This window comes from Telmatobacter sp. DSM 110680 (genome assembly GCF_039994875.1).
Lineage (GTDB): Bacteria > Acidobacteriota > Terriglobia > Terriglobales > Acidobacteriaceae > Telmatobacter.
Genome location: NZ_CP121196.1, coordinates 4,754,878 through 4,776,672, shown reverse-complemented (window position 1 = coordinate 4,776,672; position 21,795 = coordinate 4,754,878). Strand labels below are relative to the sequence as shown.

The following is a 21,795-nucleotide window of genomic DNA, read 5'->3' as shown; positions in this document are numbered from 1 at the left end:
GGGTAGAGAGAAGCAGATCCTTCGCCCTGCCTACCACATCTTTGACTGCCGTCGTTCATGAGGCCCCAAACACGCGGGTTCTCAGGATGACAAACTGATATCTCCGCTTGCGGTCCTTGCTTTCCAAATGGATCCGACGAATGATGTCTGGCCCGCCTTTCCAGGGTCAAATTCATCCATTCAAATGGTTTTGCCCTCCATTCGCTGTTTCGCCACTTGCGGGCACTCCGAGGCTGTGATACAAACTAAACATTCAAGTTTGCCCTCAAGGGCAAGCCTGAGTTTCATGCAGAGTGGCTGAGGGACGAGCCCTGTGACGCCACGACAACCTGCCCGCGCAAAACGGGAGTATGGTGTCAACTCTTGCCCGGAGACGGGGAACATGAGATTCGGGGGTTGCTTCAGCACCCTTTGCTTTAGCAGCTTCGCAGGCAGTTTCGAGTCAATTCACGTTCTTTCATTCCTGGGCACGTCACGCGCTCGCGTTCTTCGTGTCACTCGCATACAGCGAGGGACCTTTGACGACTGCGTATTGGTTGCGATGTCGGGAATGCGGCAAGACCTATGGTCATCAGCCGCTTTCCATCTGCGATGAGTGCTTTTCCCCGCTCGAAGTGACCTACGACTTCGAGTACGCCCGCACCCGGTTTACCCGCGAGACAATTTCCCAAGGCCCTTTGGACATGTGGCGCTATCGTGCGCTGCTGCCTGTCGCGGATAGCTACGTTCCGCGGACGCCGTCGGGGCTGACGCCGCTGGTGAAGGCTCCGCGGCTGGGCGCCCAGTTCGGCGCCAAGAATCTCTACGTCAAGAACGACGCTGTATGCATGCCCACGCTGAGCTTCAAGGATCGCGTGGTGGCCGTGGCGCTGGCCAACGCGCAGGACTTCGGGTTCGATACGGTTGGCTGCAGTTCGACAGGCAACCTGGCTAATGCCGTCGCCGCTCATGCAGCGCGTCTGGGATTGAAGACTTTCATCCTGGTGCCAGCCGATCTTGAACCGGCGAAGATTCTTAACACGCAGGTCTATGGAGCGACGCTGGTTCGGGTGGACGGCAACTACGACCACGTGAATCGCCTGTGCTCGCAGATCGCTGATCGCTACAACTGGGGCTTCGTGAATGTGAATCTGCGACCTTACTACGCCGAGGGATCCAAGACGGTTGGCTTTGAGATTGCGGAACAGCTCGGATGGAAGCTTCCTGACAACGTGGTTGTGCCGATGGCGGGCGGTTCGCTGATTACGAAGATCAAGAAGGCATTCAATGAACTGATTCAGCTTGGGCTTGTGGATGAGAAGCCGGTGCGGTTCTTCGGCGCGCAAGCTACAGGATGCTCTCCGATTGCGAAGGCTGTAAAAGGCGGCACCGATGTAATCGAGCCGCAGAGGCCGAATACGATCGCGCGATCGCTGGCAATTGGCAATCCTGCCGACGGCATGTACGCAGCGAGGGTCATTCGCGGCACGGGTGGCTGGGCCGAAGATGTGTCGGATGTCGAGATCGTTTCGGCGATTCAGGAACTCGCGGAGACCGAGGGCATCTTCACGGAGACGGCAGGCGGCGTGACCACGGCGGTGACGGCGCGACTCTATGCGCATGGCCGCATCGAGGAAGATGAACTTACGGTTACCTGCATTACTGGAAACGGACTGAAGACGACGGACTGCCTCGACGGCGCTTACGAACAGAGAGCGGCAATTCGTCCCCGCCTTACCGATTTCGAAAATTTTGTGGAAGAGCGCAACGCTGCAAACCACGATTCAGCGACTCAGGGATTGAGCCTGGTAGGAGAAAGCAATGTCCGTTAGAGTTCTGCTGCCCAACGCGTTTCAGAAGCACACGAACAATGTGCGCGAGATTTCGAGCACAGCGGCCAATCTTCCTGAGCTGGTTACCGACATCGAAGGTCGCTTTCCGGCCTTGCGCCAGCATCTGCGCGGAGAAGACGGACAAATTCGCCGTTTCATCAACTTCTATGTCAATGAAGAAGATATCCGCTTCCTCGGCAACGACAAATATAACTTCCAGGAAGGTGATGAGGTATTGGTGATTCCTTCGATAGCAGGCGGTTGAGTATAAGTAGGTGAGATAGATCACAGTTCGACATATGAGCCTGCCTTAGTGGCGGGCTCTTTTGTTACTAATTCATCAATTCGTAATAGTAGATATTTGCAGATTCTTTGCACCAGCTTTAACTTCCTCTTACAATTTGTGCCGGATACTACTCCCGTGATTGCGCAAGCAGGGCAGAAGGCTCCTCTCGCACTATTACCTCAGACCACCGCTCCGGTGGATTCTCAACCCACAATTGTTTTTTCAGGTTTGCCGGCAATTCCGGTCAAGCCGCGCATCCACGCGGAAGTTGGCGGTTACAGATTGCGGCTCGCGCAGGGCGCAGACGACCGCGAAGCCGCATGCCGACTGCGTTTCAGGGTTTTCAATATCGAGATGGGCGAAGGTCTAGAGCGCTCGTACGAGACAGGAATCGACACTGATCACTTTGATATCTTCTGCGAACATCTGCTGGTTGAAGACAAGACGAATCATCGCGTGATCGGAACCTATCGCATGCAGTCGGGAATTACTGCAGCGATGAACCTGGGTTATTACTCGGAGCAGGAGTTTAAATTCGCGCCTTATGAGCCACTACGGCACGACATATTAGAGCTCGGCCGCGCGTCGATAGATCGTGAACATCGCACGCCCGAGGTACTTACGTTGTTATGGCGCGGTATCGCGCAGTATGCTAACGAGATGGGGCTTCGTTATCTGGTTGGTTGCTCTTCTTTGAATTCAAAAGACCCGGCTGAAGGATGGCTGATGTATCGCGAACTTGAGCGGTACCGGGTTTCGCCGGAATTCGAGACGGTACCAACTTCAGCTTATGTTTGTCCCACCGAGCAGCAGGACAGGGAGACACAGACAGCTTCCGGCTTGCAAGAGACTTCGATGCCGATTCCGATACCAACCAAGGTTCCCAAGTTATTAAGAACTTATCTAACCATTGGCGCGCGCATCTGCGCACCACCGGCATGGGATCGTGAATTTGGCACTATCGACTTTCTCACATTGCTCGATCTGAAGATGCTTTCTGCGGCAGCACGCAACCGGTTTCTGGCGCCGCTCACGCAATGAGTGTGAGGATGCTTCGGCGCGCTGTGGCGCTGATGGTTGTGCTGATTGCGAGCATCTGCCGGTTCTGGCTCATGCGCCTCAGCGGTCCTTGGACGCTTGAGAGGCGAGCGCGCTGGGTGCAGCAGACTTGTACGCACGTATTGCGCAGCATGGATATTCGCTGCGAGGTCGTGGGGCCGATTCCGACGCATGGATTGGTGGTTGCCAATCATCTGAGCTATCTCGATATTGTGATTCTCAGCGCGGCGATGCCATGTTTCTTTGTAGCCAAATCTGAGATTGGCACATGGCCTTACTTTGGAAAGGCGGCTCGCGTCGGTGGGACCCTGTTCATCAATCGTTCCAGTCTGGCCAGCGCGGACAAAGTTGCAGCGACCATTACTGAGCGGCTCAAACTCCCGATCCCTGTTCTGTTCTTCCCAGAGGGAACCAGCACTGACGGAAATATGCTGCGGTTCCACTCCCGGCTTTTCGAGCCAGCCATCCGATCCGGCAGTCCTGTCACCGCCGCTTCTCTTCGTTATTTAGGCAGCGACGGCACTCCTGAACGAGAGCTCTGCTGGTTTGGCGATGAAAGTTTTGGTCCGCACCTGCTGAGGACTTTGAATGTGCCGGGCTTTCACGCAGAGTTGCGATTCGGCCAGCCACGCGTATACCCGCACCGCAGGGCTGCTGCCGACGAAACATTTGCAGAGATTGCTGCCATGCGTGATCGCGCGATCCCAGAGGAAGAAGCAGAATTGCTTCTAGTCTAGATTTCAGCTCGAGAGTAGAGCGCAGTTAGGCGCCGGCAGACGGTGGCGCTGTCGATCCTCGTACTACCAGACTTGTGGATACGAGGAACTCACGCTGAGGATCCAGCTTTCCAGGTTCTTCCGCATGTTGGCGAAGCGCGTCGAATGCGGCACGAGCCAATGCAGCACGATCGAGCCGAATCGTGGTAAGCGGAGGCAGCGTGAATTCAGCGAAGTCGATGTCGTCGAGCCCAATGACGGACAAATCTTGCGGCACGCGCAAATCCTGCATGTAAGCCGCTCGCAGAACGCCGATAGCCGTCATGTCATTCGAACAGATGACTGCGGTGGGCCGGCTGCTCAGCTCTTGCAGCTTACCGAATCCAGCGACACCGCCCTTGAGCGTATGGTCGCACTCAATAATCCACTTCTTCTGGATGGGCAGTTTGCTTTCCCGCATAGCCGTCTGGAAGTCGTTTTGTCGCGTGATGGCGGAGTGCAACTTGTGCGGTCCCGCGAGGAACCCGATCTTGCGATGACCTAGCGCGGAGAGATGTTCAACCGCAGCCCGGATGCCGGTAGTGTAGTCGAGCACAATTGTGCTGGCTTTTGGCTCGGTCAGCTTGAATTCGGCAAGAACGACCGGCACATCGTGAAACGAGAGTTGATCGAGCACGGGCTCTTCTTCGCCGAAAGTGAGCACCGCGACGCCTTCCACCTTCCGCTCGAGCATACGACGCACACACGTTGTCAGCACTGCCGGATCGCTATTGGAAGAGCTGACCAGAATTTCATAGCCGTTCGCTACTGCAGTTTCTTCGAAGCTCTGAATTAATTCAGGGAAAAACGGATTGGTGATGTTTTCGACAATGATGCCAAAAAGACGGCTGCGCCCTGAGACGAGGGTACGCGCGTGGGTGTTGGGAAAATAATTCAACTGCTCGATTGCCTGCCATACACGCTTGGAGAGCTTTTCACTCACCACTGGCGAGCCATTGATAGTGCGCGAAACCGTGGCAATGGAGACCTTGGCCAATGCGGCCACAGCCCGGATATCGGGCGTTTTATCGGAGCCTTTTAGACTTGCTTTTCGCGTCACTCGTAATTCCTGAATAGAGTTAAAGATAAATGAAAATCGAAGGTCTATGATAGCCCCGGCGGCTTATATCTCGATGGCAAACCGGTGCGGATAAACTCGTCTTCTAAGGTTTATCCGAGATCATGAGCCGCAGGTCGCGCAGATTGTGACCGGTAGGCCCCGTCACCACCGTGTCTCCCAACGCGGTAAACAGCGGACAGGCGTTGAAACTGCGTAGTGATTCTTCAGGGTTAAAGCCGAAGGCGAGGGCGCGCCCCACGGTCGTTGGGTCAGCAATGGCGCCGGCGTTAGGGGTATTGCCATCGATCCCGTCGGAACCGGCGCTCAGGACCGTCAGCATCTCGCCGGGGTAATGGGCCAGTTCGATTGCGCATGCCAGGGCGAATTGCTGATTCCGTCCTCCTGCCCCCGGCGTGCGATTGAGGGTGACTGTCACCTCGCCGCCGGAAATGAGACAGAAGCGACGATGTTGCGATCGCAGATCGTGGAATCGATCAAGCAGATAACGGGCTGCATCCGCGTAGTCCCAGTCGTCGCAGGAGTTGTCGATCGCGACAAAGTATCCGGCTTTTTGAGCCATGTCGCGCGCGCTTTCGACCAGGTCATGGCTCGACAGAAGCACTTCGAATACTGAATCACGAAAAGCCTCGTCTTCACCGGTGAGGTTGACGGCGGCTGTGAAGCGCCGTGCCTGCGAGGGGTCGCTTCGCTGAAATCTGGAAAGAAATGGTGGACGCCAGGCTTTATTTCCAGGAGACTCCGGCAAATCTTTGCGCTCAAAGAACGCATGCACCAGCGGCGTAAATTTCGCCGATAGATCATATTTCGTGAGGATCTCGTGCACCTCATCGACAGTGGAATGATCCGGCGACGTAGGCCCCGAAGAGAGGGCATCGAGTGTCCGCAGCGGCACATCCGGGACAAGCAACGAAACCTTCAGTGCCTCTGGAGCGGCAATTGCCAGACGGCCTCCCTTTACAGCGCTGAAATGCTTTCGCAGGGTGTTGATCTCATTGATCGGAGCGCCCGAGCCAAGCAGGGCTTGATGGAATGCCTGTGTATCTTCGAGACTGATGTGCGGATCGAGAGGCAGATCGAACATCGCGGAGCCCCCGCCTGAGATGAGACAGAAGACCAGCGTGTCCTTCTTCGCCTTCTTCAGCATTGCGAGAGCCGCGCGGGCCGCCGCAAATGATTCCTCGTTTGGAAGCGGGTGGCCGCCCTCGAAGTAGCGGAAACGCCAGTTGCGCTTCTTTGGAAGGTACTTCGTGCAGCATATCCCGCGAAGACCTTTTCGGCGTTTCATACGATCCAGCAGGATCTCAAGCATCGAGTCAGCCGCTTTACCGATCGCGATCACAAAAATGCGTTTGAATTGGGCGAGATTGATGACTTCGGGCCCGCTGCCGTTCGGAAGAAGCCGCCGCAATGTATTGCCCTCAAAGCGTAGGCGCCGATCGAAGGCAGTCGCGATACTGCATGTTTCCAGTGCACCGGTAAAAAAACCTGTGGCACGTGCATGAAGAAAATCGAGAGCCGTATCGCTACCCGGCGTCATTGCACCTGCTCCTTCAGCCATCCGGCAAGCGCCCTCTGCATTGCGTCGAGGCTGCCTTTGAAAAAGTGATCGGCGCCGGGAACGAACACCAATTGCTTAGGATCCGCGGCGTGATCGACTACGTTTCTTAAATCTTGTTGCGGGGCAAACGCGTCGTTGCCGCCGCTGAGGAAGAGCTTGGGCAAGCGGCAATCGGCGAGAACCGGATGTTGATAGGTTTGCCCAAATCCCTGTGTCGGAAGCCCGAGGGCAACCAGAGCGCGAAGATTCGACTGGATGCTGGATGATCCTGTTGCGCACGACGCCCTGATGGACATCGCTGCTCCGAAACTGAAGCCAACCAGGATTACGGGCAAACTGTATTCGGCAAGGAGCCAATCTATAGCGGTGATCACATCGGCCGATTCTGCAAGCCCATCGTGCTGGCCCTCGCTGAGACCGGTGCCACGAAAATTGAAGCGCAAAACCGGCAGGCGCAGATCCCATTCCGGTGCATTTAGCACCTTCATAGCGTGATAGACCACTTTGTTGTGCATAGTGCCGCCGCCGAGGGGGTGCGGGTGGCAGACGAGTCCGGCGAACCTCGCATCGCGCGCGCCTTCGTTCAAGAGCGCCTCGAGCCGGCCCGCGGGTCCCTGCAACACTACGGTTCGCAAGGATGTTTTTTCCGAATTCGTTTCGGATTGCGACACGGCGGATGTTGAGGTCATTTCAGGAGCTATTTTACGACGGCAGGTGGCTCCTCTCAGCTTGACCATGCGAATTCCAATCAAGCTGAGGCGACTTTCCCGCGACAGGCGGACTGCGGATGGGGTCGCAAGTTGGTTGGTCGCGAAGGGGAATCGCCGACTACGATATTCTGGCAACACTATGAACGAGTTGCCGCCGCTCGATCCGATTCGCTTTACCCGTGAGCTTTGCGAGATTGAATCCACCACCTATAACGAAGGTCGAGTGGGGGACTTTCTTGCGGAGTACCTGGGAGGGCGCGGCTGGTCGGTTGAGAAAACGGCTGTTCCGCAGCCCGCCGAGAGCGCCGGAGCAGGAGCGCGCTGGAATGTCTATGCCGGTGCGAAAGGGCAGACGCCCGATATCGTTTTTTCAACGCACATGGATACCGTGCCGCCTTACATACCCTTCAGTGAAGACGCTGATTTTATGTATGGCCGCGGCGTTTCCGATGCCAAGGGAATTATTGCCGCGCAGGTTGCGGCGGCGGAGAATCTGCGAGCCGAGGGCTTGCGGGTTGGCATGCTGTTTGTTAGCGGCGAAGAGCGTGACTCCGCGGGTGCAAAAATTGCCAATGAGAATCCCAAAGGCAGCCGCTTCCTGATCAATGGGGAGCCGACTGACAATCACCTCGCGCTGGCCTCGAAGGGTTCTTTGCGTGCCGTGTTCAGAGCATCCGGAAAGATGGGGCATTCGGCCTACCCGGAGCTGGGCGAAAGCGCCGTGCACAAACTGGTTGAAGTGATGGCGCGTCTGTTGAAGCTTGAACTACCGGTGACCGAGGACGTTGGTCCAAGCACTCTCAACATCGGCCAGATTCATGGCGGCCATGCGCCCAACGTGATTGCCGACAAGGCAGAAGCCCAGGTACTTATCCGCCTGGTGGGGGATTCTGGACCTGTTCGTGCGGCAATCATTGAGGCGGCCGGCGATCTGGCAGAGGTTGATTTCACTCTGGAGATACCTTTCGTGCGCCTCCGTGCTGTGCGGGGTCTGCCAACCATGATTGCTAAATTCACCACCGACATCCCGCAGCTTTCCAACTGGGGCGAGCCGCTGCTGCTGGGGCCAGGATCGATCCACGTTGCACACACGCCGTACGAGAAATTGGCGAAGAAAGAACTCAAAGAAGCAATCGAATTGTATGTTCGGGTTGCAAAACAATTACTTTCCTAATGTCCGCATCGAATCGTTAACCATTGCATCCAACCATCGATCAACACAGCTTTCCTGCTGAGGAGAATTCATTATGAGCACTGCTATTTATGACATTCCTGTGAACAAGATTACCGGCGAAGACACTTCACTTGCTGAATTCAAAGGCAAAGTGCTGCTACTGGTGAACGTCGCCTCGAAGTGCGGCCTGACGCCGCAATACGAAGGACTCGAGAGCTTGTATGAGCAATACCGCGGGCAGGGGCTTGTGATTGCCGGCTTTCCGGCCAACAACTTCAAGAGCCAGGAGCCGGGTACGAACGACGAGATTCAATCGTTCTGCACCACTAACTACGGCGTGAAATTTCCCATGTTCAGCAAGATCAGTGTTGCCGGCGACGACAAGCACCCGCTGTATAAGGTGTTGACCACAGCGCAACCGAACGCGATCAGCATTTCCGAAGTCCCATTTCGCGAGAAGCTGAAGGGATACGGCATCGAGACGAATGCTGACCCTGAAGTCTTGTGGAACTTTGAGAAATTTCTTATTAACCGGAAGGGCGAAGTGGTGAAGCGGTTCTCGCCGGACACGCTTCCTGACGCGCCAGAACTGATTGCGGCGATCAAAGAGGAACTGGATAAAGACTAATCTCTCTGAACTAATGAATCGTAGCTGGTGTGTTGGCGTTGGCCTGTAGAGGGAAGAAGATGCGGAAGACCGTTCCGCATCCGGCCTTAGTGCGCACCGTAACATTCGCCTCGTGCTTGTCGAGAATTCCTTTGGACACCCACAGGCCCAGTCCCGTGCCGGCTTCGCCCTTGGTGGTAACGAAGGGATGAAATAAGCGCTCGAACATGTATGAATCCATCCCTGAACCACTGTCGGCGATGGTGACGGCGACACCGTCCCGTCCCGCTCCATCCTGCGCCGGCCGCACTTCAAGGATGAGTCGTCCTTTCACCGGCAAGGCATCGAGGGCATTCGATATCAGGTTCGTGAATACCTGCTGAATCTCTCCCGGCTGGCAGAGAATCGCCGGCGCAGAGCGATAGCGACGTTCGACGTTAATGTTCCGCACTCGGATCGCCGGATCGTGAAAGTAAATAACCGAGTCAATGACTTCGTCGAGTGCTGTGAATGCAGGCGCGGTGCGTTGGCGATAAAACTTCAGACTGCGCGCCGTGATGTGCGAGAGCCGCTGCAGTTCCTTGTCCGCAATTTCGAGCAGGTCCTTCGACGTTGGCGACAGGCTTACATCGTTCTTGGCGAGGAAGAGCAGGTTGGTTACAGCTTCCAGCGGGTTGTTGATCTCGTGGGCGATGCTTGCTGCCAGTCGTCCTGCTGCGGCCAATTGCTCACTGCGCCGCAAAGCTTGCTCGGCTTTGCGAGTCTCGGTTGTATTGCGGCAGTAGAGAATGATGCCTTCGCCCGGCTGAGGGTAAACGTAAAACTGAAACCAGGTTTCGTTGCCCGGTGCGGGGAAGAACTGCTCAAATTCGACGGGAACCTGGGCCTCCATGACTCGGCGAAGGTTGGTCTCGACTTCGCTTCCTATCAAGCTGGGATAAAGCTCCCAAAGACTCACCCCCATGTGAGGCTTGCCGGAAAGTGCTGCCAATTGTACAGCGGCAGCATTCAAGTAAGTGATCTTGTACTCGCGATCCATCGTGCAGAAGGCGACCGGAACGTGCTCAAGAGCCTCGCCGGCAAGTTGGCGAGCACGATTAATTTCCATCGTTAGCGCCGCTCGCTGTTCAGCGGCCTCTCGTCGCATCCGATCCATCTTCAACTGGGCTTCAACGCGCGCAATCAATTCACGCGCCGTGAAGGGCTTCGTAAGATAGTCGTCGGCGCCAGCTTCCACGCCTTCGATCCGGGATTCTTCGCCGGCTCGCGCCGAGAGCATGATGATTGGAATGGTGGCAGTGGCAGGATTTCGACGCAAAGCGGCGAGCATCTCAAAGCCATCCATTTCGGGCATCATCACGTCTGAGAGCACCAAGGCGGGAGGCCTGCGCTTCACTTCCTCAAGCGCCAGTTTCCCATTCGTCACAGCTACAACATCAAAGCGCCCAGCCAGCAGCGAGCGCACGTACTCGCGCATATCTGCATTGTCGTCCACCAGCAGAACAACCGGCTTGTCTCCGGAAGTCGCGATCCGGTTCTCATCGTCCTGATCGCCGGCCACGAAACCCGCGATCTCGTCTTTGAGCCGCCTGTGCTCCGGCATCCATCCAAGCGCTTCCTGGACGTAGGCGTTGGCAGATGCTTGAACCGCGAGCGGGCTGCTCGAATCCGTCGCAATATGTCCACTGGCCAGGTGCTGGTGGCCAAACGGCAAACGTATTCTGAAGGACGTGCCTTCATTCGGTTTACTTTCGACCGTGATCGTGCCACCGTGCATTTCGACGAGTTCATGCACCAGCGCCAAACCTATTCCGCTTCCTTCGTGACTGCGTTGGCGGGCTCCCTCAATACGACTGAAGCGTTCAAATAAATGCGGCAACTCGTTTTCTGGAATTCCAGTGCCGGTGTCGCGAACACAGAGCAGGGCACCGGCTTCGTCGTGGGAGACTGAAACTCGAATCTCACCATCGAACGTTGCCTTCAGGGCGTTGGAGAGCAGGTTGAGAACCACCTTCTCCCACATATCGCGGTCGACATATACCGGTTCAGGCAAGGGAGAACACTCGACGACGAGTTTCAGACCTGCCCGCTCGACTGCAGAACGGAAGACGCTGGAAAGCTGCATCGTCAACTGAGATAGATCCGTCGGCTCGTAGTTGGCCCGCATGCGGCCCACTTCGATGCGGACGAAGTCAAGAAGACCATTCACAAGTTTCAACAGTCGCAGAGCGTTGCGGTGCAGCATTTCCAGCGACTCATGCGAGGGCGGAGTTTCGTTCAACAGCGCATCTTCAATCGGACCCAGGATGAGGGTAAGCGGAGTGCGCAACTCGTGGCTCACATTGCTAAAAAAGGCAGTCTTGGCGCGGTCCAGGTCGGTCAGTTCTTCGGCGCGCTTTCTTTCTGTTTCATACGCTTCTGCATTGGTGATGCTGGCGGCAATTTGCCCCGCTGCGAGATCGAGATACCCCTCGTAGTTCGCATCGAGCTGGCGATAGGGATTTAATCCGGCGATGAAAACACCTGCAGGCTTTTCCTGTCCGCGCCGGAAGATTGGCACCAGGCGAGCCTGGCTTGGCGGCCTATCCCACACTCCGGTGGGCAGATCCGGAAACAGATCGCCAAGCCGATCGAGGGTCATGGGGCGATTGGTGGTGAAAAGAATATCGAGCGGCCAGGGAGCGCTCACGGATTCTGCATCAATCTCGCGTGGCGCCGCCGGATGCGATTGAGAGATCCCGTTTCGCGCCACCAAACAAAGCGTGCGGCTGTCGTTTTCGAAAAGGTAGACAAGCGCAAAAGGAATGTCCTTCTGTCCTTCGAGACCGCGTTCGGTAGCTGCAAAAACCTCATGCTTTGTATTGGCGTCAACCAGAGCACCCGCCAGTGTGCTGAGCGAGGCAAGTTGACGCTCCCCGCGTACGCGAAGGGTGTCTTCCATTACTACACACAACATTCCCTCGATCTGGCCGCTTGATCCCGAGAGCGGGCTATAGGAAAAGGTGTGGTAAGACTCTTCGGGATATCCGCTCCGCTCGACGATCAGAAAAAGTGTTTCGTCCCAGGAAGCCTCACCGGTTCTCATGACCCGCTCAATACGCGGGCCAACCTCGGGCCAGATCTCTGACCACACCGTCGGAGCCGGCTTGCCAAGTGCCCAGGGATGTTTTTTGCCAAGCGTGACGCGCGCGTATGCGTCGTTGTAGAGCATCGTCAGCTCGGGTCCCCATGCCATCCACATGGGAAAGCGCGAGGTGACCAGGATGCGCACCGCAGCCTTTAGACTGTCCGGCCAGCTTGCCACGTGCCCAAGGGGCGTTCTTGACCAGTCATAAGCACTGATCAATTGGCTCATTTCGGCAGGCTTTCCAACGGATGTTTGCTCGGCCGCCTCGGGGATATCTTCGTGCATCGGGAACTCTCCGGCTTTCATGTACCCCACGCGATCATTTCAGTACTGGCCATTCGGGAGATTGCGTTTGGCTTGTTGGCCCCAACCGAAGGGTAAAGTCTCTGTTGTTGAAGCACTTGGATGCGACCAGCCTAGATTTTGTTGCTTTGAGCGCTTGCCGTCGGAACTTGCCCGCCGGGCGAAATGGCAGCGGTGATAATAGCCAATCGCGAATTGGTAAGGCAAGCTTCAGGGCGTGTATTCTCGGCCCATGGCTTCGGATTCTTCCGCGTCGACTTTGGCTGGCAACCAGCTACACACTGCCTCCTCTTCTTATCTGCGTTCGGCGCGGCACCAGCCGGTACATTGGCATCCCTGGGGGGAGACGGCATTTGCGCGCGCGCGGGCTGAAAACAAGCCCATTCTTCTGGATATCGGGGCTGTATGGTGTCACTGGTGCCACGTTATGGACCGCGAATCCTACGAGGACGCAGAGATTGCCCGCATCATCAACGAAAACTTCATTGCAGTGAAGGTCGATCGAGACGAACGTCCAGACGTGGATATGCGATACCAGGCTGCGGTTTCAGCCATCAGCCAACAGGGCGGCTGGCCCCTCACGGCGTTTCTTACCCCGGATGGAAGGCCCTACTTCGGGGGGACCTATTTTCCACGCGACGACCGCTATGGCCGGCCCGGATTCGGCCGTGTTTTGCTGACCATGGCGCAGGTGTGGCGCGAGCGCAGGGAAGAGGCACTGGAGTCCGCCGCCAGCGTAATGGTGGCTATCGAACATAACGAGAGCTTTGCCGCTCGCAGCGCGGATTTGAATCTCGGTCTGGTCGACAAGATCGCCGCATCGGCTATTGCGCAGTTCGACGCCCGTAATGGGGGCTTTGGATCTCAGCCGAAATTTCCTCATCCTGGCGTTTTGGATTTGCTTCTTGAGGTTGCGCTGCATCGGGGCAATCAAGAGGCGCAGCAAGCCTTCATCGTCACGCTCGAACGAATGGCACGCGGAGGCGTTTACGACCAGCTTGCGGGCGGCTTTCATCGCTACAGCGTGGATGAGCGCTGGATCGTGCCACATTTCGAAAAAATGCTGTACGACAATACCGAGTTGCTGCGTAACTACGTCCATGCGTTTCAGAGTTTCGTGCGCACGGACTTCCGCCAGACCGCGGAAGAGATCATTGCCTGGCTCGACGCCGTGATGACTGATCGCGACAAGGGAGGCTTCTATGCCTCGCAAGATGCGGATATAAACCTTGAGGACGATGGCGATTACTTTACGTGGACTCTCGATGAAGCCAGTGCAGTGCTCAGTGCGGATGAGTTGGGAGTGGCCTCGCGGTATTGGGATATCGGCGAGCTCGGCGATATGCACCACAACCCCGCCAAGAATGTTCTCCACCGCAAGTTCACTGTGGAAGAGGTTGCGACGCAGACCGGTAGATCAGCCGAAGAAGCACAAAACCTGATTGATTCGTCACGCGAAAAGCTAATTGCCGCGCGTGCCTTGCGGCCTACGCCGTTCATCGATCGCACGCTTTACACGAGTTGGAATGCGATGGCTGTGTCAGCGTATTTCGATGCTGCTCGCGTTTTTCGTGCGGAGTCTCCACGCGCCTTCGCGCTGCTCACGCTCAATCGATTGCTCGCGGAAGCCTGGGATGGCGCGGACGCGCTTGATCACGTCATTGCATATGGCGAATCGGATGGGGACGCGGCCGCTGAAAGAGTCCCGGGCACGCTCGACGATTACGCAATGACCGTGCACGCCTGTATTGACGGATGGATCGCAACGGGCGAGATGCGCTTCTATAACGCTGCGGCGAAGCTGGCCGATGTCATGATCGCTAAATTCTACGACCGCACTGGGGGAGCGTTTTTCGATACCGCCGCACCATCCGACGGCAGCATTCCCCTGGGGGCGCTTACGGCAAGAAGAAAGCCATTGCAGGATTCGCCGACACCTGCCGGCAATCCTACCGCGGCTTCAGCACTGCTGCGGCTGGAAGAATTGAGCGGACGCGGGAACTACCGGCAGATCGCCGAGGAAACCCTTCAATCCTTCGCAGGTGTCGTGGAGCACTTCGGACTGTATGCCGGCAGCTATGGGCTTGCATTGGAACGATTGCTTGTCTATCCCGCCCAGATCATCGTTGTGGGCGAATGTCCAAAAGCGGACCAGTTTGAGGCATTGGCAATGGCGGGATATGCCGTCAACAAGACAGTTGTTCGCCTTCATCCCGATGAACTCGCGGCCGGTGAACTTCCAGAAGCGTTGGCAGAAACCGTGATGCAGGTTCCAAAGCCTGAAGGCGCCGCAGTCTGGGTTCTCATTTGTCGTGGCCGCAAATGCATGCCGCCGATCACCGAGGTTGAGGCTCTTCTGAAAGCCCTCGAATAGGCTTTGGCCGCCGCCGGAATTTTCAAGTTCCACTGAATGGATTCGACTCCTGCGGTTTGATGGTGGTGGGGTCGTGCTTCGGTTGCTCAGCCGGAACTGTTGCCCCGCCTGGCCGCGGAGCGCTTTCTGTTCCACCGGTGTAAACGCGATACGGATCTCCGGGCAGCATATTGTTTTCTTCGAGTGCCAGCCGAACGCGGCGTTTGAACTCGCGCACCGGGCCATATTGCTGGGTAGCGCGTGTCTTGAATACGACCGGGAAGATGAGCTCGGAGCCTTTTACGGCATCCACGCCCAGAACTTGCGGATCGGCTATGAATACACCCTTGAAATCTTCGCTGCTGCGGATGTCCATGGCGATCTTCTTGAGAAGTTCCGTCACTTTATCAGGATTCGCCGAGAAATCGACGCTGACATTGATCGTGGCCACCGAGTAATCGACGCTCTGGTTGGCAACCGTGGTGATCTGCGAATTCGGTACGACGTACAGGGTGCCATCCCCGTCGCGAAGAGTGGTTTTGCGCAGCGTCATGGATTCCACAACACCGGCGACCCCGGCGATCTTGATGGTATCGCCCACATTGAACTGGTCTTCCAGCAGGATGAGGATTCCGTTCAGCATGTCGCGCACGATATTCTGCGCGGCCAGCCCCACGGCGACGCCGGCCACTCCGGCGCCTGTCAGCAGCGGAGCCAGGTTGACGCCGACTGCGGCCAGAAACTGCATGGTCACAATAGCGGCAATAATGGTGAATCCGGTGGCGCGAATGACGCCGGCCATGGTGCGAACCTGGGCAATGCGGTTATTCGCCGCCGCGTGTTGCTCGGCAATGCGAACCATCCTCGAAGTAATTCCAACGAGTATGCGGAAGAGCACAAATCCAATGAGCGCGGCAACCAGGAGATGCGGAAGCTTCGAATGGACGAACTCCTGCGCGTCATTGACCCACTCATCCAGCACCTTGCCCATGAAACGGCCTTCCGCGAATAATCCTGATCGCACGGCCATTGAGACACCAAACATACAGACTCCTTGTTTACTAATCTATAAGTGAATGGAAGGGCATCGGCCCAGCCTTTGGGACCCTGTAAAACAGAGATGCACTTTGGCTTAGAACGGCAACCTTGTCGGTGATTCGTTGCCTGGAAGTCAAGATCAAAGCAGAGGGCTTTCGGGGTTGAGACTCTGTGGGATTTGAAACTCGCCCCGCCATGTTTTTCTCAACGCCAAGTGCCGTACTCGGCACATAATGATTTTGTGCCTCATTCCGGAGGTTCCAATGCAAATAAATAAGGCCCCTGACGTCTTTGCGACTCGAACCAAGACGGCTTCGGGTCGCGGTCCGCAACGCAATCTCCGCCCGTGGGGTGTCCCTGCCGGCTCGCTGCTTTTCGGTTTCGCATGTGCCGCTGCTTTTGGTTGTTTTGCTCAGGACGGTCATCCGGCAGTTGCTCAGACGGCTGTGAGTTCCCCGGCTGAAGCCAAGCCGCAGGCTGAGAATGCGCCGGGAGCGAAATCGTCCAAGGCTGAAAGTGCAGAAACCGCCCATCGGAAGCAAATCTCCGACGAAAGCACTCAGTTGCTGGCAATGGCCCTCTCACTGAAGGCAGAGGTGGATAAGACCAACAAAGACACCTTGTCGTTGAAAGTGATTCGCAAAGCCGACGAAATTGAGCGGCTGGCGAAGACTGTCAAGGAACGGATCAAGCAAGGTTCTGGAGCAAGTTAATGAAGAGCAGCGAGCAAGTCTTGACACAACGCCAACGGCGATCAATCCCAGGCGGTGACCTTTCGTCCGGATTGAAAGATCGAGCGTTGATCCTTGCCGTCACGTGCATCTGTCTTATCGCGGTTCCGGCCTTTGCGGGAAACGGGCAGCAAGCAGGCGCACAGACGACTCCGCGACCGATCGTCATTCCCAACCGCTCGCTCGACACTCATGAACTGAACGCTCTTGCCGAAAAAAATGCCAAAAAGAGAAACTTCGATGCGGCCAATGCCGAGCGGAAGCGAGTGATGGATGACGACATCAGCAAATTAGTCATTCTAGCTCGTGATCTAAAAACCAAGACCGACAACATGGGGAACGCACCGCTAACGCCCGTGATGGTTCGCGAAGCTGAGGTCATTGAATTCCTGGCAAACGATGTGAAAGAGAAGATGAAACTGACCGTGACTTTCGATTGATCGCATGGAGACTGACGCGATGAAACAAGCGAGGCGCTTGAGTATTGCCGGAATGGGCATGGCCGGATTGGCTCTTGCCGGCGCTCTCCTTGGCTGGGCTCAATACTCGCCTACTGGCGGCGGAAGCGTGGCCCAGAGCATCCCCGGACCCCGTCCCCTCGGTGTGGGCGGAGGAATTGAAAACGACCCCGTTTTCGGAGCAAAGCGTCTCCGTGCCATGAATGCGGACCGGCAAAAGTCGATGGTGTCTGACACCGACAAACTGGTAAAACTTGCTCGTCAACTTGATGCGGAAATTGCATCCAACCCTACTGACGATCTGACGCCTGAAGAACTGCACAAAGTCGCTGAGATCGAAAAGCTGGCACGCAACGTCAAAGCCAAGATGGCTCAATCATTTGATGTGGGACCAAAAGTCGGATCGCAGTCCATGCCACTGGGTGGTCCAAATCAGTGGTAGCGATTGCTACAATCTTTCCATAGAAATAGATAGACTCGAAAAGCTCGAAAGAACCCGAATCTTGGAGTGAGACAAATGGGACTTGCGGTTTCCAGCGCCCACGCGCCGACGACGGCAGACGCCTCTGGCAGCCTGAGCTCACAAGAGCTGATTAACATCTATCGGCTCATGTACTTGTCGCGTCGCATCGATGACCGCGAGATCTTTCTCAAGAAACAGCAGAAGACTTTCTTCCAGATTTCCGCTGCCGGCCATGAAGCCCTGCAGGTGGGTGCGGCACTCGCCCTGAAGCCAGGGTACGACTGGTTTTTCCCCTACTATCGCGACCGGGCCTTGTGCCTGGCACTGGGCGTGACTCCGACGGATATGTTTCTGCAGGCGGTTGGAGCAGGCACCGATCCGGCTAGCGGCGGACGGCAGATGCCGACCCACTGGAGCAGCCGTCCCCTCAATATCGTCAGCACCTCCTCATCGACAGCGACCCAGATTCTTCACGCCGTGGGATGCGCCGAAGCCGGCCGCTACTTCACCCGACATCCGGAAGTCGCTGCCAGGGTTGAGGGCGATTATCGCGCCTATCGAGACGTCACTTTCCATGGCGATGAAGTGGTATTGGCCTGCATAGGAGAGGGATCAACTTCGCAGGGCGAGTTCTGGGAAGCGCTGAACACGGCGTCGAATCGCAAGCTGCCAGTCATCTTCATGATTGAAGACAATGGCTATGCCATCAGTGTTCCGGTTGAGGTGAACACGCCGGGAGGGAATATTTCACGGCTGGTTGCGAATTTCCCCAACTTCCACTTTGAAGAGATTGATGGCACCGATCCCGAGGCGAGCCTACGCGCATTTCAAAGAGCCGCCGAGCACTGCCGTGCTGGAGAGGGGCCAGCATTTGTCCACGGTCATTGCATCCGCATTTACTCTCATTCGCAGTCAGATGACGACCGGCTCTATCGATCCGCTGCCGAGCGCGAAGCGGATGCCATGCGCGATCCTATCGCGAAACTGCAGATGCGTCTGTTGCGCGAAGGCATCCTGACAGCGGAACAGATCAACGCTCTTGAGAAAGAAGCCGTGCACGAAGCCGCCGAGGCTGCCGAACGTGCCCTCGAGGCACCCCTGCCAGAGTTGGCGAGCATTCCGCTTCACGTGTACTCAGAGGACCTTGACCCGACACGGGCGTCGTTCGCCACAGAGAAGGCGGAGGAAGCTGGATCGAATCCGGGTAAATCGGCAAGCTCGAAGGGTAGCGGGCCGAGGACCATGGCCGACCTTATCAACGCCTGTCTCAGTGACGAGATGCGCCGCGATCCCCGCATCATCGTCTACGGCGAAGACGTGGCGGATGCCAGCCGCGAAGAAGCGCTATCCGAAGTGAAAGGAAAGGGCGGCGTTTTCAAGCTTACGTCAGGGTTGCAAGCGTCGTTTGGCTCGGAGCGCGTCTTCAACTCGCCGCTCGCTGAGGCGAATATTGTCGGTCGCGCAGTGGGATATGCAGTTCGCGGCATGAAGCCTGTCGTTGAGATTCAGTTCTTCGACTACATCTGGCCCGCCGTTCATCAGATTCGCAACGAACTCGCTCTAATGCGGTGGCGCTCAAATGGCGCGTGGGCATCGCCAGCGGTCATCCGCGTGCCTATCGGTGGATACCTGACGGGTGGCGCCATCTATCACTCTCAGTCCGGTGAGAGCATCTTTACTCACATTCCCGGACTGCGTGTGGTGTTTCCATCAAACGCACTCGATGCAAACGGGCTTCTGCGCACCGCAATTCGTTGTGACGACCCGGTGCTCTTCCTCGAGCACAAGCGGCTCTATCGCGAGTCTTACGGTCGAGCGCCTTATCCAGGCCCGGACTTCGCCATTCCTTTCGGCAAAGCCAAGATCGTTCGTCCCGGCACGCACATGACACTTATTACATACGGGGCTCTTGTCCCGCGTGCCATGCAGGCCGCCCAAGTTGCCAGCCGCGAGGGGATTGAGGTTGAAGTGATTGACCTGCGCACCCTGAGCCCGTATGACTGGGAAGCGATCGCGACCTCGGTGCGCAAGACCAGCCGCGTGATCGTGGCTCATGAGGACATGCTGAGCTGGGGATATGGAGCTGAGATTGCCGCGCGGATCGCCGATGAGCTGTTCGATGATCTCGACGCGCCCGTCAAACGTGTGGGGGCGATGGATACCTTTGTGGCCTATCAGCCGGTTCTGGAGGACGCAATCCTGCCCCAGCCGGACACGGTGCTGAAGGCCATTCAGGAGCTTCACGCCTACTAAGTCCGGCGTCGGGCACAGTCCTCGGCGCCCCAGATACAATGTTGGGATGGGCACCCATCCCGAAGATTGCTGGCGGAGCCAACCCGACTGGCCGCTTCTCAGCCGGCAGGCGGAAACCACCGCATGAGCAGTTTCTTTCGCTTGGTGCGCTATGGGCTACCCTACTCGCTGCAATGGGCGATAGGCGTCATTTTGCTGGCTGCCGTTGGCATACTCGACACGTTTCGTGTCCTCCTCCTGCAGCCTGTCTTCGACCAAGTGCTCCGACCTGACGCTCCTGAGGGGCCCATTGTTCTCGGGCTGCCCAACAGCCGATGGCATTTCGATCTGAGGGCGTTTGTCCCGCACTTTCTGCACATGCACAATGCGTGGACCGTGGTTGCGACGTCGATCATCGCTGCCACCATTTGCAAGGGCATCTGTGATTATCTCGGAACCTACCTGGTGAATTATGCAGGCTTCGGTATGATCACCGACCTGCGCAACCACTTGTACGAGGCGACGCTACGCCGTTCGTCGAGCTTCTTCCACAAGCACGCCACGGGAACTATTCTCTCCACGCTAATAAACGACGTGGATCGCGTGCAATTGGCGCTCAGTTCTGTTATTGGCGAATTCCTGCAGCAGTTCTTCACGTTCTTGGCGGGCTTGATTTTCGTCATTCGACTTGGCGGCCATCTCAGCTGGGCTCTGGTGCTGTTCATTCCTGTCGTCATCACCTCGGCGCGCAAAATCGGCCGCGAGGTTCGCACTCGCACTCGCACCGGCCAGGACAAGCTCGCCGAAATCCAGAACATTCTTCACGAGACCGTCACCGGCAATCGCATCGTCAAGGCGTTCAACACCGAGATATGGGAGATTCTCCGTTTCAAGCGGGCGGCCCGGCGGCTGTTGCGTGCCAATTTGCGCAACGTGCGTATTCAATCCATCAGTTCGCCGCTCATGGACACCATCGGGGCGATTGCCATCGCGCTTTTTCTTCTCATCGGCCGTAACGAAATTCAGCATGGCCGCATGACGATGGGGCTCTTCGGTGCATTCATCTTTCTGCTCTTCAAGCTTTATGATCCCGTGCGCAAGTTTGCGTATTTCTACAACAGCTTCCAGCAGGCAATGGGCGCCTCCAGCTCCATTTTTGGCTTCTTCGATACCAAGGACGATGTAAAGGAACTACCGCATGCAGCGGCCATGCCCCAGTTCACGAGCTCTATCCAATTCGAGAATGTCGGCTTTTCCTACTCCACCGAGAAGGGCGAAGAGCAGATTCTGCACAATGTGGATTTAGAGGTGCGATCCGGCGAGTTGCTGGCGCTCGTAGGGCCGAGCGGTGCAGGGAAGTCGACTCTGGTCAATCTCATTCCGCGATTCTTTGATGTGACCTCAGGCCGCATTCTCATCGATGGCCGCGACATTCGCGAGATGACCCTAGGTTCGCTGCGTCGCCAGGTCGCCCAAGTTACGCAGGAGACAATTCTTTTCAACGACACGGTGCGCAACAACATTGCCTACGGTCAGCCCGATGTGAAGAATGAGCTGGTCGAACAGGCTGCCCGCAATGCCCTGGCGCACGACTTCATCATGCGCATGCCGCAGGGCTACGCGACCGTGATTGGCGAGAAGGGCTTCCGGCTCTCCGGCGGAGAAAAGCAGCGCCTGGCCATTGCTCGCGCTATCCTCAAGAACTCGCCGATCCTGATCCTCGACGAGGCTACGTCAGCGCTTGATGCTGAGAGTGAATCACTCGTACAGGCGGCCCTTTCAAACCTGATGCAGAATCGCACGGTGCTGGTGATCGCGCATCGGCTTGGGACGATCCGCCGCGCCAACCGTATCGCGGTGCTGGAGCGTGGACGCATTACCGCTATTGGCTCCCACGAGGAACTGCTGACGTCTTCACCTACCTACCAGAGGCTTTATCAACTGCAATTTATGGATTTGCCCGAGCAGGAAGATTCTGTTGAGAACGAAGCACAGGCCCTGGAGCGGCTCCTGCAGCCATCGCTCTGGGCAGAGGCAGAGGAAAAGTAA

The 21,795-nt window shown here is 56.7% G+C and carries 17 protein-coding genes and 1 riboswitch; of the genes, 12 read left to right on the top strand and 5 right to left on the bottom strand.

The window, feature by feature from the left end:
- The first annotated feature begins 281 nt into the window (after positions 1 to 281).
- Positions 282 to 389: riboswitch (SAM riboswitch) on the top strand.
- A 129-nt stretch (positions 390 to 518) separates the two neighbouring features.
- The 4 genes from thrC to P8935_RS19690 all read left to right on the top strand — a co-directional run bounded on the left by thrC (position 519) and on the right by P8935_RS19690 (position 3,893).
- Positions 519 to 1,811 carry a threonine synthase gene (gene thrC, locus P8935_RS19705; RefSeq protein WP_348262017.1) on the top strand — a complete coding sequence of 431 codons (1,293 nt, stop codon included), beginning with the start codon at positions 519 to 521 and terminating at the stop codon, positions 1,809 to 1,811.
- The gene (locus P8935_RS19700; protein WP_348262016.1) at positions 1,801 to 2,076 is read left to right on the top strand and encodes a MoaD/ThiS family protein; all 276 of its coding nucleotides are present in this window, start codon (positions 1,801 to 1,803) and stop codon (positions 2,074 to 2,076) included. Before thrC ends, P8935_RS19700 begins: the two co-directional genes overlap by 11 nt.
- A 156-nt stretch (positions 2,077 to 2,232) precedes the next feature.
- Positions 2,233 to 3,138, top strand: a complete 906-nt coding sequence (locus tag P8935_RS19695) for a GNAT family N-acyltransferase (RefSeq protein WP_348262015.1) — start codon at positions 2,233 to 2,235, stop codon at positions 3,136 to 3,138.
- Positions 3,139 to 3,146: 8 nt separating this feature from the next.
- On the top strand, positions 3,147 to 3,893 hold the full coding sequence (locus P8935_RS19690) for a lysophospholipid acyltransferase family protein (protein ID WP_348262014.1): 747 nt from the start codon (positions 3,147 to 3,149) through the stop codon (positions 3,891 to 3,893).
- A 25-nt stretch (positions 3,894 to 3,918) separates the two neighbouring features.
- Here the strand turns inward: P8935_RS19690 and P8935_RS19685 are convergent, their stop codons facing one another.
- The 3 genes from P8935_RS19685 to P8935_RS19675 all read right to left on the bottom strand — a co-directional run bounded on the left by P8935_RS19685 (position 3,919) and on the right by P8935_RS19675 (position 7,185).
- A complete protein-coding gene (locus P8935_RS19685) occupies positions 3,919 to 4,971 on the bottom strand; it encodes a LacI family DNA-binding transcriptional regulator (protein WP_348262013.1) in 1,053 nt (350 codons plus the stop codon).
- 103 nt (positions 4,972 to 5,074) lie between these two features.
- Positions 5,075 to 6,550, bottom strand: a complete 1,476-nt coding sequence (locus tag P8935_RS19680) for a DUF4147 domain-containing protein (RefSeq protein ID WP_348262012.1) — start codon at positions 6,548 to 6,550, stop codon at positions 5,075 to 5,077.
- The gene (locus P8935_RS19675; protein ID WP_348262011.1) at positions 6,526 to 7,185 is read right to left on the bottom strand and encodes an alpha/beta fold hydrolase; all 660 of its coding nucleotides are present in this window, start codon (positions 7,183 to 7,185) and stop codon (positions 6,526 to 6,528) included. The genes P8935_RS19680 and P8935_RS19675 overlap by 25 nt, the downstream gene beginning before the upstream one ends.
- A gap of 214 nt (positions 7,186 to 7,399) precedes the next feature.
- Here P8935_RS19675 and P8935_RS19670 point away from each other — a divergent pair, with 214 nt between their 5' ends.
- The gene (locus tag P8935_RS19670) at positions 7,400 to 8,434 is read left to right on the top strand and encodes a M20/M25/M40 family metallo-hydrolase (protein WP_348262010.1); all 1,035 of its coding nucleotides are present in this window, start codon (positions 7,400 to 7,402) and stop codon (positions 8,432 to 8,434) included.
- Between the two features lie 73 nt (positions 8,435 to 8,507).
- Positions 8,508 to 9,062, top strand: a complete 555-nt coding sequence (locus P8935_RS19665) for a glutathione peroxidase (protein ID WP_348262009.1) — start codon at positions 8,508 to 8,510, stop codon at positions 9,060 to 9,062.
- A gap of 10 nt (positions 9,063 to 9,072) precedes the next feature.
- On the opposite strand, the gene P8935_RS19660 is transcribed toward P8935_RS19665, so the two are convergent.
- Positions 9,073 to 12,453 (bottom strand): ATP-binding protein, encoded by a 3,381-nt coding sequence (locus P8935_RS19660; RefSeq protein WP_348262008.1) that lies wholly within the window; start codon positions 12,451 to 12,453, stop codon positions 9,073 to 9,075.
- Positions 12,454 to 12,703: 250 nt separating this feature from the next.
- Here P8935_RS19660 and P8935_RS19655 point away from each other — a divergent pair, with 250 nt between their 5' ends.
- Complete coding sequence (locus tag P8935_RS19655) at positions 12,704 to 14,845, top strand: thioredoxin domain-containing protein (RefSeq protein ID WP_348262007.1); 2,142 nt, start codon at positions 12,704 to 12,706, stop codon at positions 14,843 to 14,845.
- A gap of 22 nt (positions 14,846 to 14,867) precedes the next feature.
- Here the strand turns inward: P8935_RS19655 and P8935_RS19650 are convergent, their stop codons facing one another.
- A complete protein-coding gene (locus P8935_RS19650; RefSeq protein WP_348262006.1) occupies positions 14,868 to 15,869 on the bottom strand; it encodes a mechanosensitive ion channel family protein in 1,002 nt (333 codons plus the stop codon).
- A gap of 256 nt (positions 15,870 to 16,125) precedes the next feature.
- Here P8935_RS19650 and P8935_RS19645 point away from each other — a divergent pair, with 256 nt between their 5' ends.
- The 5 genes from P8935_RS19645 to P8935_RS19625 all read left to right on the top strand — a co-directional run bounded on the left by P8935_RS19645 (position 16,126) and on the right by P8935_RS19625 (position 21,795).
- A complete protein-coding gene (locus P8935_RS19645; RefSeq protein ID WP_348262005.1) occupies positions 16,126 to 16,575 on the top strand; it encodes a hypothetical protein in 450 nt (149 codons plus the stop codon).
- Positions 16,575 to 17,033, top strand: coding sequence for a hypothetical protein (locus P8935_RS19640; protein WP_348262004.1), 459 nt, complete (start codon positions 16,575 to 16,577; stop codon positions 17,031 to 17,033). Before P8935_RS19645 ends, P8935_RS19640 begins: the two co-directional genes overlap by 1 nt.
- Positions 17,034 to 17,052: 19 nt before the next feature.
- Positions 17,053 to 17,493 carry a hypothetical protein gene (locus tag P8935_RS19635; protein WP_348262003.1) on the top strand — a complete coding sequence of 147 codons (441 nt, stop codon included), beginning with the start codon at positions 17,053 to 17,055 and terminating at the stop codon, positions 17,491 to 17,493.
- A gap of 75 nt (positions 17,494 to 17,568) precedes the next feature.
- On the top strand, positions 17,569 to 19,767 hold the full coding sequence (locus P8935_RS19630) for a dehydrogenase E1 component subunit alpha/beta (RefSeq protein WP_348262002.1): 2,199 nt from the start codon (positions 17,569 to 17,571) through the stop codon (positions 19,765 to 19,767).
- 123 nt (positions 19,768 to 19,890) lie between these two features.
- On the top strand, positions 19,891 to 21,795 hold the full coding sequence (locus P8935_RS19625) for an ABC transporter ATP-binding protein (RefSeq protein WP_348262001.1): 1,905 nt from the start codon (positions 19,891 to 19,893) through the stop codon (positions 21,793 to 21,795).

Bases quoted from the DNA above. Each gene is read 5' to 3' on its own strand.
- P8935_RS19700 (WP_348262016.1), top strand. From the start codon at position 1,801: ATGTCCGTTAGAGTTCTGCTGCCCAACGCGTTTCAGAAGCACACGAAC.
- P8935_RS19690 (WP_348262014.1), top strand. From the start codon at position 3,147: ATGCTTCGGCGCGCTGTGGCGCTGATGGTTGTGCTGATTGCGAGCATC.
- P8935_RS19680 (WP_348262012.1), bottom strand. From the start codon at position 6,550: ATGGCTGAAGGAGCAGGTGCAATGACGCCGGGTAGCGATACGGCTCTC.
- P8935_RS19670 (WP_348262010.1), top strand. From the start codon at position 7,400: ATGAACGAGTTGCCGCCGCTCGATCCGATTCGCTTTACCCGTGAGCTT.
- P8935_RS19665 (WP_348262009.1), top strand. From the start codon at position 8,508: ATGAGCACTGCTATTTATGACATTCCTGTGAACAAGATTACCGGCGAA.
- P8935_RS19660 (WP_348262008.1), bottom strand. From the start codon at position 12,453: ATGCACGAAGATATCCCCGAGGCGGCCGAGCAAACATCCGTTGGAAAG.
- P8935_RS19655 (WP_348262007.1), top strand. From the start codon at position 12,704: ATGGCTTCGGATTCTTCCGCGTCGACTTTGGCTGGCAACCAGCTACAC.
- P8935_RS19650 (WP_348262006.1), bottom strand. From the start codon at position 15,869: ATGTTTGGTGTCTCAATGGCCGTGCGATCAGGATTATTCGCGGAAGGC.
- P8935_RS19645 (WP_348262005.1), top strand. From the start codon at position 16,126: ATGCAAATAAATAAGGCCCCTGACGTCTTTGCGACTCGAACCAAGACG.
- P8935_RS19640 (WP_348262004.1), top strand. From the start codon at position 16,575: ATGAAGAGCAGCGAGCAAGTCTTGACACAACGCCAACGGCGATCAATC.
- P8935_RS19635 (WP_348262003.1), top strand. From the start codon at position 17,053: ATGAAACAAGCGAGGCGCTTGAGTATTGCCGGAATGGGCATGGCCGGA.
- P8935_RS19630 (WP_348262002.1), top strand. From the start codon at position 17,569: ATGGGACTTGCGGTTTCCAGCGCCCACGCGCCGACGACGGCAGACGCC.
- P8935_RS19625 (WP_348262001.1), top strand. From the start codon at position 19,891: ATGAGCAGTTTCTTTCGCTTGGTGCGCTATGGGCTACCCTACTCGCTG.